Raw genomic sequence first — 12,002 nt, 5'->3', positions numbered from 1 at the left:
CTGCGGTATAAGGAGTCGGGTGTGTGGCGACGTCGATGCAGTCCAGCTGTCCGGCCTACGCCAGCTCGAACCGGATGCGCTCGCCGTCCGAGCCGCGGGTCTCCCGGCCAGTGACCGTGACGGTCCCGACGTCGCCCGTGGACTCGACGTGCGTGCCGGCGCAGGCGGTGCGGTCGTAGGGGTCGGCGGCCGCGTCGGCGCGGTCGCACGCTCCCGGCGGTCCCGCGCCACCGATCTCGACGATTCGAAGCTCGGTGATGGAGTCGGGTAGCAGGTCGATTCGGGTGCGGTCCGTGTCGAGCTCGGCTTCCGCGGTCTCGCGGTCCATCTCGTACCAGCGGACGGGCAGCTCGTCGTCGACGAGCTCGTTCAGTCCGTCCTCGACGGTGGCGAGGTCGGCCTCGTCGAAGCGGTCGTAGTCACAGTCGAGGCGGGCGCGGTCCGCGTACACCTGGTTGCCGGTCGTCTGAGCGTCGAACTCGTCGAGCAACAGCGCCGAAAGGAGATGCTGGGCGGTGTGGTAGCGCATGTGGGCGTGGCGGCGCTCCCAGTCGAGTTCGCCGACGATGGCGGTGCCCGGCTCCGGCGGCTCTTCGTCGAGCGTGTGGTAGATCGTGTCCTTCTTTGTGACCTCGGTGACGGCCCACTCGGTGCCGTCGGCAGTCAGCGTGCCGGCGTCGGCGGGCTGGCCGCCGCCGGCCGGGTAGAAGCAGGTCCGGTCCAGCACGACCCGGTCGTCGGCGACCCGCTCGACGGTCGCCTCGAAGCGGCGGGTGGACGAATCTGTCAGGTAGAGCGCTTCTGTCACGTCCGGAGCGATGCTCTCCGTGCACTTAATCCGCACTGTCGTAACGCCTAAGAGTTGTAGAGCCGTTTGTACCGATAACAATGACTACGGACCGTCTAATCTGGTGGGATTCTCTATGGGTGTCGAGATAAAGGAATCACGGGTCACCGACGAGGAGTTCGAGGAGATGCAATCGTTCGTGCACGATTACCTCCTCGCCAGCGTGGAGAACGAGGAGGAGGGCGGCCGGATGCGCTGGTATCCGTGGCACTCCGCGGAGTACCGCTTCAACCACATCCTCAACGTCGTCGCCCTCGCGACGAAGATCGCGAAGCAGGAGGGAGCCGACGTGGACGCGACCCGCGTCGCCGCGCTGTTCCACGACATCGCGAAGCTCGACGCGGACCAGGACGTCCACGCCGAGGAGGGCGCTCGCGTCGCCCGGCAGTACCTCGAGACCCGTGGTGAGTTCCCCACGTCGTTCGTCGACGAGGTGTGTCGCTCCATCGAGAACCACTCGTACCAGGGCGAGCTCGGCGACCTCTCGCTGGAGACGCAGTGTCTCATCGAGGCCGACGTGCTCGACAAGGTCGGCGCGAACGGTACGGCCCTGATGCTGCTCCGGATGGGCTACGAGGCCCGGACACACATGGACGCCGCCGAGATGGTCGACCGGGTGTTAGAGCGCGGTCACGACGCCGCGGAGCGCATCGAGAGCGACACCGCCGAGAGCATCGCACACCAGCGGCTCAAGCGCGTGAAGTGGTTCCGCGAGTGGCTGGAGCTAGAGGTCGCCGAGATGGACCTCGCCGACGTCGACTCCCCCCTCTGAGGTGGGTTGCCGTTTTCGTCGACGCCTACATCGCGCCGAGCGACCGCAGCGCGTCGACCCCCATCGGTGCGAACGTCCGCATCGCGTCGACGAGGAAGAAGCCGCCGAACAGCGCGAGCACCAGCGCGCTCGCCCCTGCGACGACCGGGGCGAACCGGTCGACGCGTTTGCCGACGGCGACGAGGGTGGCCGGGAAGCCCGTGACCCAGAGGAGGATGCCGCCGAAGAAGCCGACGACGAGCGCGGGCGACCCTGCCTGCACGACGACGGTGCCGGCGAGCGACTCACTCACGTAGGGCACGTGACTGAACACGTCGATGGTTCGGTCGTCGAGCATGTGGACGCCGACGGTGAGCCAGAAGACGATCTGGTACGGGTTCGTGAGCGCGAGCACGAACGCCTTGGAAAAGCCCTTGCGGTCGTCCTCGGGGTCGACGTCGACGAAGTCGGTTTCGCTCATCGCGTCCCGGGCCGCGCCGTAGGCGAAGTAGAGCATGAGCACGCCGCCGGCGGCGACCATGACGCTCTTGACTCCCGGGACGGTCTCGACGAAGGCGACGACGCCCAGCCAGGCGAGGACGAAGAAGCAGGCGTCGGCGGTGAACGCGCCGAGGCCCGCTCGCACGCCGGCGAGCCAGCCGCCGAGCACGCTCTCCTCGGCGATAATGGCGTTCATCGGTCCGGGCGGAGAGGCGAGTGCGAAGCCGAACAGGAGCCCGGCGAAGAGCGAGGCGACAGTCGATGCCATCGCCGGCCGTACGCGGGTGGGCTACAAAAGGCGACCGGAGGCGGCGAGGGCTACGGGAGGGTCGCCAGCGCGTCGACGGCGAGCGGGGCCGCGTCGGCGACCCAGTGGACGCCGCCGAGGACGATGTCGGCGGCCCGCTCGACGACCGTCTCCCAGACCGAGAAGCCCGTCAGGATTGCGAGGAACGTGTCCAGCCCGAAGAAGCCGAACAACCCTGCGGAGGCGATGTGCGCCGTCCGGAGGTTCACCCGGCCGGCGAAGCGGTGGAAGAAGTAGGCGTTCGCGAGGCTCACCGGGACGATGGCGAGCATCTCGCCGGTCCAGATGGCCGGCGTCGCGCCGTACTGGGCGGCGAGCCCGATGGTGACCAGCTGGGTCTTGTCGCCGAACTCGCCGGCGGCCATCATGCCGAAGATGGGGAACCACGCGGCGAGGCTGGCGGGGAGTTCGTGGCCGAACACCGACCGCGTCCCCTCGAGGCTCTCGACGGAGCCGAAGAACCCACCGTCGGTCTCGACGCTGCCCTCTCCCATGCTCTCGAAGCTGCGGTCCCCGTCCTCGGGCATCGAGTGGAGGAGGACCCCGGCGAAGACGAGGAACAGGCCGCCGGTGAACACGTCGAGGTAGACGCCTGGAAGCACCCGGAGCAGGAACTCCCCGAAGAGTATCTCGAGTGCGGTCCAGCCCGCAAAGGCCGTCGCCGCGGCGGAGACGACGACGAGGGGGTGATAGCGCGTCGAGAGTCCGGCGATGATGAACTGCACCTTCTCGCCGGGCAGCACCGCGAGCTGGGCGACGAACGCGACGACGACGACCTCCGCGAAGCCGGTCACGCCTCGGGCACCTCCTCAGCGGAGACGGCGTCCGTCTCGACGCGCTTGACGCGGATGGAGTCCGCAATCTCCTCCGGGAGGCTCTGTCGACCGCCGTCGCTGACGGCGACCGTGACCATCCCGAAGGGAGCCACGTCGACGATGCGGACGACTGTGCCGGGTGTGATGTTCGCGTCCTTCAGGTACCGGAGCTCCTCCTCCTCGCGGTCGCTGACGCGGGAGATCTCGACGGTCGTGCCGGATTCGTGCTCCGACAGCGGGGTGTGCTCGGCGTCCTCCGGCGGCGAGAGGTCGGCGTTCGGGATCGGGTCGCCGTGAGGGTCGACAGTGGGGTCGTCCAGCGCCTCGGCGACGCGCCGCTCGAACTCCTCGGAGATGTGGTGTTCGAGTACGTCGGCCTCCTCGTGGACCTCGGACCAGTCGTAGTCGAGGTGTTCGGTGAGGTAGGCCTCCAGCAGCCGGTGGTGACGCAGGACCTCCAGCGCGACGGTGACCCCCTCGTCGGTCAGCTCGACGCCCTTGTACTTCTCGCGCTCGACGAGCCCCCGGTCGTCGAGCTTCTCGACCATGCTCGTCACCGTCGGCGGAGTGACGTCCAGATACGCCGCGATTTCGGAGGTCGCGACGGGCGGGCCGTCGCGCTCCTGGAGGATGTAGATGGCCTTCAGATAGTCTTCCATCACGTCGGAGAGCATTCCTGTGCAGGATTAGATGGCTCTAAAGTAAAAGTTGTACGGTTGCCAGTCGGCCGCCGGGCCGGGAGCGACCGCGAGGCGGCGGTCAGATACCCTGGCCCATCAGGTGGCTGCGGAGGATATCGTCGTCCTTGTTGCCCGTGCCGGTGTTGACGAGGACGACGGTGTCGTCCGCGCCGAGCTCGCCCTCCTCGGCGAGCTGCCACGCACCCGAGGCGGCCGCGGCACAGGTCGCGCCCATCTCCAGCCCCTCGTGCTGGGCGACGGTGACGGCGGCGTCGAGGATGTCCGGGTCGTCCGTCGCGACCGCGCCGCCGTCGGACTCGCGGAGCACGTCGAGGATCCAGGGGCTCGCGCCGGGGTCCGGAATCTCGATGCCGCCGCAGATGGTGTCGGGGTGCTCCCACGCCTCGTGGACCTCTTTCCCCTCCTCGAAGGCGGTGACGATGGGCGCACAGCCGGTCGCCTGGGCCGCGTAGAACCCCGGGACGTCGTCCGTGAGCCCGAGCGACGCGAACTCCTCGGCGGCCTTGTGCATCCCGATGAGACCGACGCCGCCGCCGGTCGGGTAGACGACCGCGTCGGGCGTCTCCCAGTCCAGCTGCTCGGCGATCTCGTAGTACATCGTCTTCTTGCCCTCGTGGCGGTACGGCGTCTCGAACGTCTTCACCGAGTACCAGTGGTCGTTCTCCGGGTCGTCCATGGCGTCGGCGAACGCCTCGCCGGCGTCGGTGATGCGTCCCCCGACGACGTTCATGTCGCCGCCGTGGACGTTCACCATCGCCTTGTTCGTGAAGCCGGAGCGCGCCGGCAGGAACACGTGCGAGTCCATGCCGGCACGCGCGGCGTACGCCGAGGCGGCCTGGCCGGCGTTGCCCGCCGACGCGAGCGCCACGTCCGTCGCGCCGTGCTGGGCCGCCGCGGTCACCGCGACGGTCTGCCCGCGGTCCTTGAACGTCCCCGTCGGGTTGCGCCCCTCGTCCTTGATGTACACCTCGCCCACGCCCAGCTCGTCGGCCAGGGTCGGGCACTCGACCAGCGCCGTCGTACCCTCACCCATCGACACCGCCGACTCGCGGGTGAACGGCAGCAGTTCGGCGTAGCGCCACATCGACTCGAACGGTCGGTCGGCGAGTGCCGCTCGCGACAGCGACACGTCGTCGTACTCGTACGCGGGGTCGAGGATACCGCCGCAGTCGGGACAGCGGTGTGTCGCCTCGGCGGCGTCGAAGCGCTCGCCGCAATCGACGCAGTCCAGTCCGACGAAGGCCTCGGTCGTCTCCATGTTCGGGGGTTGGGCCGGGATGTCCTAAGCCCTGTCCATGTCGGCGTCGCTCGGGCAGAGCCGGTCGTCGACACCGCGACCATCGCGGTTTTCAGCCCGGTGGTCGAAGGGAGGGTATGGACGCAGACGTCATCGTCGTCGGCGGGGGGCTGGCCGGGCTGGTCGCCGCCCGGCGAATCGCCGACACGGGCGCGGACGTGCGGCTGTTCGAGCGAGCGGACACGGTCGGCGGGCGAGTCCGGTCGACCCACGAGGACGGGTTCACCTTCGACCGCGGATTTCAGGTCATGTTCACCGGGTATCCTGCGGTCCAGTCGGAGCTCGACCTCGACGCGCTGGACCTCCGGACGTTCGCGCCGGGCGCGTGCATCTGCCGGCCGGGGCATCGCTCCATCCTCTCGGACCCGTTCCGCGACCCGTCGGCGCTGACCGAGTCGGTGCTCAACCGCGATGTCACCGTCGCCGACAAGCTGCGGACGCTGAAGCTCAAGCGAGAGCTCTCGCGTCGTTCGACGGAGACCATCTTCCAGGGGCCGGACACCGACATCGAGTCCTACCTCGGTTCGCGTGGCTTCTCCCGGAAGTATATCGACAACTTCGCCGCGCCGTTCTACGGCGGTATCACGCTCGACCGGTCGCTCTCGACCTCGAAGCGCGTGTTCGAGTACACGTTCAAGATGCTCTCGGAGGGGAAGACCGCGGTGCCGGCCGGCGGCATGGGCGCGATCACCGCACAGCTTCGCGAGCGCGCCGAGGCGGCTGGCGTGGACGTACGGACGAGTGCGACCGTCAGCGAGGTCGACGCCGACGAGGGGGATGTGACGGTCGCCGTCGACGGTGCGGCGGTCGAGGCCGACGCCGCCGTCGTCGCCACGGACCCCAAGGCGGCACGGGAGCTGACAGACGTCTCGGGGATACCGACAGACGCCCACGCCTGCGTTACGCAGTGGTTCTCGGTCCCGGGCCGCGACGAGCTCGACGCCGGCACGCGGCTCATGCTCAACGCCACCGAGACGGGGCCGAACCAGATCGCAGACCACACCGCCGCCGCGCCCGAGTACGCCCCCGAGGGTGTCAGGCTCCTCAGCGCGACGTTCCTCGGCGAGCGTGCGGAGAGCGACGACGAGCTCGCCGCGCTGGCGAAGGAGACTCTCGAATCGTGGTACCCCGAACGTCGATTCGGCGACTTCTCGCTTGAGCACACCGACCGCATCCAGTTCGCGCAGTTCCAGCAGCCGGCCGGCTTCTCCGACTCGCTGCCGGCGACGCGTGACCCGGCGGGTCCGGTGTATCTCGCGGCCGACTACACGCGGTGGTCGTCGATCCAGGGCGCGATGGCCAGCGGGCAGGACGCTGCGACGGCGGTCCACGAGGACCTCGGGTAGCCGAACCGTCGGTTCCCACGAACTGACACCGAACGGAGGTTTATCACGGGCGGCGTGTGACGACTCCGACATGTCCCCGCAGACCGGCCGCCGGCTCGACGACGACGGCGACCCGATCCCCGGCACTGGCTTCGAGTACGACACCGACGGCCCGCTCGCCGAGCACCTCCACGACCGGGTCACACCGCTGTTCTCCAACCCCGTCGCCGGCGAGTGGACGACGGGACTCGTGTCGCCGGCGGAGACCGACGGTGCGTCCGTCACCGGGCTCGGCGTGTTCGCGCCTGGCAACGAGGGGCCTCCCGAGCACTACCACGTCGGCTACGACGAGTCGTTCACGGTCCTCCGCGGCGAGTTCGTCGTCGACGTCGACGGCGAGACGCATCACCTCTCGCCCGGCGACGAGATCACCGTCCCGCCGGAGACTCCTCACGGCTTCGCGGTCGGCGGGAACGACCTGGCGGCGACCCTGACGACGACGCGTCCGGCGGCCCGGACGCTGGACGTGGTCCGCACGCTCTACGGGCTCGCACACGAGGGCGCGCTCGACGACGACGGCCAGCCAGGACTGTTGCAGGCGATGGCGCTCGCGGCCGCGACGTCCGACGATACGGTGTTCACGTCGCCGCCGCCGGCGGTCGCGAAACCCCTCGCGGGGCTGGTCGCGCCGCTCGCGAACCGGCTCGGCTACGCGGCCACCTACGACCGGTTCGAACGGCCGCAGTTCTGGCGCGACCGGGTCGAACAGCCCGACCCCTGAGTCGTCGGCGGGTCAGGGCACTCGCCGCAACTCGCCAAGCGGCGGGAACCGGAGCGTCTCGCCGGCGTCCGAGTCGCGGACGACCGGGTGGAAGCCGCCGGCCCGCCGGACCAGCGGCGAGTCGAAGTCGCCGGCGCGCATCTCGTTGACGACGACGCCGGCCGCGAGCGTGGTGAAGGACGGAAGCATCAGCACGGGGACGCGGTCGTAGGCCTCGGGCCCGTAGAGCAGGCAGGGGTGGCGCTGCCCTTCGACCTCTAGCACCGGATGGTCGTGGCCGACGACGTAGCGGTCGCCCGTCACCGGAGGCTCCTCGTGACCGTGGCAGACGACTGTCCCGGAGTCGAGTTCGAGGGCGTCGTGGACGTGCTGGCTCGCGACGCGGTCGAGCTGACGGTCGTGGTTCCCCCGGACGAGCACCGGCTCCGCGCCGCTGTCACGCACGGTCGAGACGAGGGCGTCGAGCGACTCGCGGACCGGCACCGGCACCGCGTCGAACCGGTGCAGCACGTCGCCCGCGAAGACGACCGTCTCCGGGTCGAACCGGTCGAGGAGCGCACCGATTCGGTCGAGCGTGTCCTGTCGCTCGTTCAGCGGGAACTCGACGTTCGAGGCGTGTGCGCGACCGAGGTGGATGTCCGAGACGACGAGCGCGTCGTCGGCGGGGAGGTAGACGCTCCGGTCCCCGGCTACGAACTCACTCCTGGGCATCGCCACCGTCGGTCCGCACGTCCGGCGAGACGCCCAGCGCGTCTTCGAGGTCGTACTCGGTCCCGGTCGCGACGAACAGCACCTCCTCGAGGATTCCGAGCAGTTCGGGGACGACCTTCACGACCACCCAGGTGATGCCCACGAGCGCGACGACCGACGCCAGCTGGGAGACGACGCTGTGGGCGAACCAGAACGAGGCCTCGATGGGTTCGACACCGGCGTATCCGGCGAGGGTGACGATCGGCTCCATGGCGAACCAGCCCGTGCCCGAGGCGACTGCGACGAACACGTTCCGTACGACGTTCAGCACCCAGATGACGGGGATGGCGATGGCGAGGGACTTGAGCTTCCGGCGGAGCGGTGCCTCGACGGCGACGATGAGTCCCGCGAAGATGGCCATCGAGCCGATACCCGTGCAGGCGTAGACGATGTACGTGCTGAACGCGTCCGGTCCGAAGTAGAAGTAGTTCGTGTAGCCGTAGATGGGGCCCTCCTGGAACACGGGGTCGTAGCCGAGCAGGTTGATGCCCCAGAGCGTCTGGCGGGCGACCTCCTCGATGAGGAACTCGCGGATGGCGGGGACGGCCTGCGTCGGGAAGTAGACGAGGCCCATCACGCCGACCGCGCGCGAGAGGACGTGCAGCCGCTCCCGGCCCCCGAGGATGAGGTAGCCGGTGTAGATGCTCGCCGGGACGGCAAAGAGCGCGAGCCCGCCCTCGACGAAGCTCTTGACCTCGAACGCGAAGTGCGGGAAGACCGCCAGCCAGAACAGGCCGAACAGCCCCCACGTCACCGCGAGGAAGTACCGGGCGATGTCCCTGTCGTAGACGTCGACCAGCGAGCCGACGAGGAACGCCGCGATCAGGACCCACGCGAACAGGTCCGTCGCGGTCATCCCGAGCACCGTCGGTCCGACGACGGCAGGGAGGAAGTTCATATCAACTGCAAGGTGGTTCTCGGTTAAAGTCCTAACGCCATCCTACGACGGGGTTACCGCCGGGTAACCGATAGCAGACGGCGGGACTCCCGAACTCAGTCGGCGTGCTCCTTCGCCGTCGTGTACGCGTCGCGGACCTCCCGGAACGCCTCCTCGTCGCCGCCGTGGTCCGGGTGGACCTCCATCACCCGCTCGCGGTAGGCGTCGCGCACCTCGTCGGTCGAGGCGGCGGGCGAGAGGTCGAGCGCCCGGAACGCACGTTCGACGGCGTCGGGCTCGCTCGCTGGCTCCCACTCCAGCTCCGGTACCTCGAAGGGCAGCCGCCGCCCGAGATGATGGCCCGGCATCTCGTGCTCGCACAGGACCGCGTCGATACCAGCCGCCTGGATGTCGAAGAACGCCTGCGCGTCGAACGTCACCGCGACGTCGCGTTCGGGCAGGTAGAACGCTACCGTGTGGCCGCGCACGGGATGGTCCTCGGCGTACCGTTCGCCGATATCGTCGAGGTAGCGACGGATCTCCTCGTGACGGCGGACCTGCCCCTGACCGTCCTCGTCGCTCCGACGGCCCGGTGGGCTCGGGAACAGCTGCTCCCCGACGACGAACATCGCCGCCGAGAACGCGGCGAAGACGACGCCGAGCGACAGCCCCGCCAGCACCCACGACGGGAGTGCCGCGCCCAGCGCGAGCCACAGGGCGAGGAGTTGCAGTACCACGGCCGCGGCTAGGGGTTGCGCGGTAAAGAAAACAGCGGACCGAACGTCTTCGGTCCGATGCCACTCAGCCGATGTAGCGCAGGTCGTCGTCGCTCGGGACGTTCGCCTGCTGTTGCTGCTCCATCTCCTGAATCTTCCCGATGACCTCCTCCATCTCGTCCGCGCGCTCCTCGAGCGAGGCGTAGTCCACGTCCATCCCGAGCATCCCCTCCAGCACCTCGAGGACGGCGCGGGCGCTCTTGGGGTCGACGAGGTAGCCCGAGGTCTCGCCCATCAGGCAGGCGGCCTCGACGTCGCGGCGAGCGCCAAGGCCGAGCAGCAGCCCGGAGACACCGACGATACCGCCTGCCGGCTCGTCCTCGCGGAACTCGACGTCCTCGTCCTCGAGCGCCTCGACGATGGACGCCTGGGTCGCCGCCCCCAGGACCGCGTACTCCTCGATGAGTTCGCCGGTCGGAACGCCGCCCAGTGCGTACAGCTCCTCGCAGCCGAACTCCTCGGCCACGTCGAGCACCGCGCTCGCGAGGCGGTAGTGTCCCTCGTTCGTCTGCGCCTGATGGTCGCCGGTCAGCACCAGGAGGTCACGCCCCTCGGTCTCGACGGCGTGGAACTCCAGATGGGTGAGCTCGGCGACACCGTCGTCGCCCACGTCGACCTGCGGCGGCAGGTCGTGTGAGTAGAGCCGCCGGACGAGCGTTCCGTCGTACTGGTCGAGGATGTGCTCAGCCGTCAGCTTGCCGACGTGGCCGACGCCAGGCAGTCCTTCGATGAACGCCGGGTCAGAGAGTTCGGCCGAATCGACGGTCTCGATGTCGAGTGGCTCCATACCCGCTACTCGCGGTCGGCGCGCTTAAGAGCGCGTCGGTAGTCGCCGTAGCTGTCCTCGGGGTCGACCGGGGCCGGCGCGCTGTTTATCGCGTCGGCACCACAGTCGGGACAGGTCGCAGAAAGGGTGTACACCGGGCGTTCGTGGCGGTCGCGCCACGCCGAACACACCCGGATGTCCGACTTCATTCGTCGTCCGAACGGCGCTCGCGGTGGTAGTCGCCGCTCCCACCGTGCTCCTCGATGGCGACTGCTGCCCGCTCGGCGGCCGCCTCCAGCTCGGACTCCGCGGTCTTGTAGTTCGGTGCCTTCACGCGGATGCGGTACTCCGGTGAGCCGACGTAGGTCACGTCGAGGTCGACCTCGTCGGGCACCTCGCCGTTGCCCTCTGCCGCCTGGAGCGCCTCCTGCACGTCGTCGACGCCGCTCGGGTTCGGGCTGCGAAGGTCGACGTAGCCGGTGACCGTGACGTACGGCACCGAGACGTTGTCGCGCGCGGTGTCGACCAGCTGCTCGACCTCCTCGTCGGTGAGGTCGCTGTCCGAGAGCGCCTCGGGACCGTGGATGGCCGCCTGCTCGAAGCCCTCGTAGAGGCTGCCGAACTCGGCGAGCAGCTCGTTGGCGACGGAGGCGTACTGCTCGTCGCTGACGTCCTCGCCGAACGCGAGCAGCATCCAGTTGTCGGCCTTCTGCTCGTTCTTCCACTCCTGAATCTTGTCCGACCGCTGGTGGTCGTTGACGTCCTTGATGGAGAGGTCGATCTGCTGGGAGTCTTCGTCGACGTCGAGTACCTTACAGACGACGGTCTGGCCCTCTCCGACGTGGTCGCGGACGTTCTTGATCCATCCGCTGGCGACCTCGCTGATGTGGACGAGGCCGCGCTTGTCCTCGTACTCCTTGAGGTCGACGAAGACGCCGAAGTCCTCGATCTCGTCGACGTCGCCGACGACGAGTTCGCCCTTTTCGGGCCAGCCGCTGTACTTCATCGTGCGTCGACCGTCTCCACGATCTCGTGGGGAACCGCTGCCTGACCGCCGGTGGGGGTGGCGAGCGTGGTGCCACACACCGCACAGTTGACGGTGGTCGAAGCGTTCCCGAACACGATCTGTTCGTTCTCGCAGTCGTTACACTTGACTCGGATGAAATCTCCTGCCATGGGTCTCACTCCTGAAGCTCCAGTCGGCCGGCACGCCATCCCGGGCGGAGGTGCGCCTTGCCGCACTCACCGCAGCGGTACTTGAGGTCGGTCTTCTTCGTGGGCTTGTCCCCACCGGGGACCTTCGAGAAACGACCGGCGTTCCCGATGACCTTCTTCCCCTCGCGCTGCTTGCGCTGGTCTTTCTTCATGCCCGAGCTCCGGCCCGTTCGGACCTTCTCCACTTCGTGCTCGTGGTGCTCGTTGCAGTGTGGACAGTACGTGTTGAAACGTCGTGGCATCTGCATAGATATCGGCCTCTTGGACCCACCTTGTCCCCGGCACTTTAAAAC

The 12,002-nt window shown here is 68.6% G+C and carries 16 protein-coding genes; 3 read left to right on the top strand and 13 right to left on the bottom strand.

All coding sequences use genetic code 11. The annotated features are described in order from the left end of the window. Positions 1 to 55: 55 nt before the first annotated feature. Positions 56 to 808 (bottom strand): alanyl-tRNA editing protein, encoded by a 753-nt coding sequence (locus NO978_RS06945; RefSeq protein WP_257298823.1) that lies wholly within the window; start codon positions 806 to 808, stop codon positions 56 to 58. Between the two features lie 115 nt (positions 809 to 923). Between NO978_RS06945 and NO978_RS06940 the strand changes: the two genes are divergently transcribed. Further along, complete coding sequence (locus tag NO978_RS06940) at positions 924 to 1,619, top strand: HD domain-containing protein (protein ID WP_257298822.1); 696 nt, start codon at positions 924 to 926, stop codon at positions 1,617 to 1,619. Positions 1,620 to 1,644: 25 nt separating this feature from the next. Here NO978_RS06940 and NO978_RS06935 read toward each other — a convergent pair whose 3' ends face one another. From NO978_RS06935 to NO978_RS06920, 4 genes are all read right to left on the bottom strand, one after another. Beyond that, entirely contained in the window at positions 1,645 to 2,367 is a 723-nt protein-coding gene (locus NO978_RS06935) for a LysE family translocator (RefSeq protein ID WP_257298821.1), read from the bottom strand. A 50-nt stretch (positions 2,368 to 2,417) separates the two neighbouring features. After that, positions 2,418 to 3,200, bottom strand: coding sequence for a TMEM165/GDT1 family protein (locus NO978_RS06930; RefSeq protein WP_257298820.1), 783 nt, complete (start codon positions 3,198 to 3,200; stop codon positions 2,418 to 2,420). After that, positions 3,197 to 3,895 carry a metal-dependent transcriptional regulator gene (locus NO978_RS06925; protein WP_257298819.1) on the bottom strand — a complete coding sequence of 233 codons (699 nt, stop codon included), beginning with the start codon at positions 3,893 to 3,895 and terminating at the stop codon, positions 3,197 to 3,199. Before NO978_RS06925 ends, NO978_RS06930 begins: the two co-directional genes overlap by 4 nt. Positions 3,896 to 3,980: 85 nt before the next feature. Continuing rightward, positions 3,981 to 5,180 (bottom strand): threonine synthase, encoded by a 1,200-nt coding sequence (locus tag NO978_RS06920; protein WP_257298818.1) that lies wholly within the window; start codon positions 5,178 to 5,180, stop codon positions 3,981 to 3,983. A gap of 116 nt (positions 5,181 to 5,296) precedes the next feature. Between NO978_RS06920 and NO978_RS06915 the strand changes: the two genes are divergently transcribed. Together NO978_RS06915 and NO978_RS06910 are read left to right on the top strand one after the other, a co-directional pair. Further along, on the top strand, positions 5,297 to 6,565 hold the full coding sequence (locus NO978_RS06915; protein ID WP_257298817.1) for an NAD(P)/FAD-dependent oxidoreductase: 1,269 nt from the start codon (positions 5,297 to 5,299) through the stop codon (positions 6,563 to 6,565). Between the two features lie 70 nt (positions 6,566 to 6,635). Beyond that, positions 6,636 to 7,325 (top strand): cupin domain-containing protein, encoded by a 690-nt coding sequence (locus tag NO978_RS06910; protein WP_257298816.1) that lies wholly within the window; start codon positions 6,636 to 6,638, stop codon positions 7,323 to 7,325. 12 nt (positions 7,326 to 7,337) lie between these two features. On the opposite strand, the gene NO978_RS06905 is transcribed toward NO978_RS06910, so the two are convergent. From NO978_RS06905 to NO978_RS06870, 8 genes are all read right to left on the bottom strand, one after another. Further along, complete coding sequence (locus tag NO978_RS06905) at positions 7,338 to 8,036, bottom strand: metallophosphoesterase (protein WP_257298815.1); 699 nt, start codon at positions 8,034 to 8,036, stop codon at positions 7,338 to 7,340. Beyond that, positions 8,023 to 8,973, bottom strand: a complete 951-nt coding sequence (artA, locus tag NO978_RS06900; RefSeq protein WP_257298814.1) for an archaeosortase A — start codon at positions 8,971 to 8,973, stop codon at positions 8,023 to 8,025. The genes NO978_RS06905 and artA overlap by 14 nt, the downstream gene beginning before the upstream one ends. Positions 8,974 to 9,068: 95 nt before the next feature. Next, the gene (locus NO978_RS06895; protein ID WP_257298813.1) at positions 9,069 to 9,689 is read right to left on the bottom strand and encodes a J domain-containing protein; all 621 of its coding nucleotides are present in this window, start codon (positions 9,687 to 9,689) and stop codon (positions 9,069 to 9,071) included. 64 nt (positions 9,690 to 9,753) lie between these two features. Continuing rightward, the gene (locus NO978_RS06890; RefSeq protein WP_257298812.1) at positions 9,754 to 10,515 is read right to left on the bottom strand and encodes a proteasome assembly chaperone family protein; all 762 of its coding nucleotides are present in this window, start codon (positions 10,513 to 10,515) and stop codon (positions 9,754 to 9,756) included. Between the two features lie 5 nt (positions 10,516 to 10,520). Continuing rightward, entirely contained in the window at positions 10,521 to 10,703 is a 183-nt protein-coding gene (locus NO978_RS06885) for an RNA-protein complex protein Nop10 (RefSeq protein ID WP_256298956.1), read from the bottom strand. After that, positions 10,700 to 11,500: a translation initiation factor IF-2 subunit alpha gene (locus NO978_RS06880; protein WP_257298811.1), complete on the bottom strand. Its 801-nt coding sequence runs from the start codon at positions 11,498 to 11,500 to the stop codon at positions 10,700 to 10,702. The genes NO978_RS06885 and NO978_RS06880 overlap by 4 nt, the downstream gene beginning before the upstream one ends. Beyond that, positions 11,497 to 11,670 (bottom strand): 30S ribosomal protein S27e, encoded by a 174-nt coding sequence (locus NO978_RS06875; protein ID WP_257298810.1) that lies wholly within the window; start codon positions 11,668 to 11,670, stop codon positions 11,497 to 11,499. The genes NO978_RS06880 and NO978_RS06875 overlap by 4 nt, the downstream gene beginning before the upstream one ends. A 5-nt stretch (positions 11,671 to 11,675) precedes the next feature. Continuing rightward, a complete protein-coding gene (locus tag NO978_RS06870; protein ID WP_089731356.1) occupies positions 11,676 to 11,957 on the bottom strand; it encodes a 50S ribosomal protein L44e in 282 nt (93 codons plus the stop codon). Between the last annotated feature and the right edge of the window lie 45 nt (positions 11,958 to 12,002).

The organism is Haloarchaeobius sp. FL176 (assembly GCF_024609245.1).
Taxonomy (GTDB): Archaea; Halobacteriota; Halobacteria; order Halobacteriales; family Natrialbaceae; genus Haloarchaeobius.
This window is presented reverse-complemented; position numbering and strand designations above follow the sequence as displayed.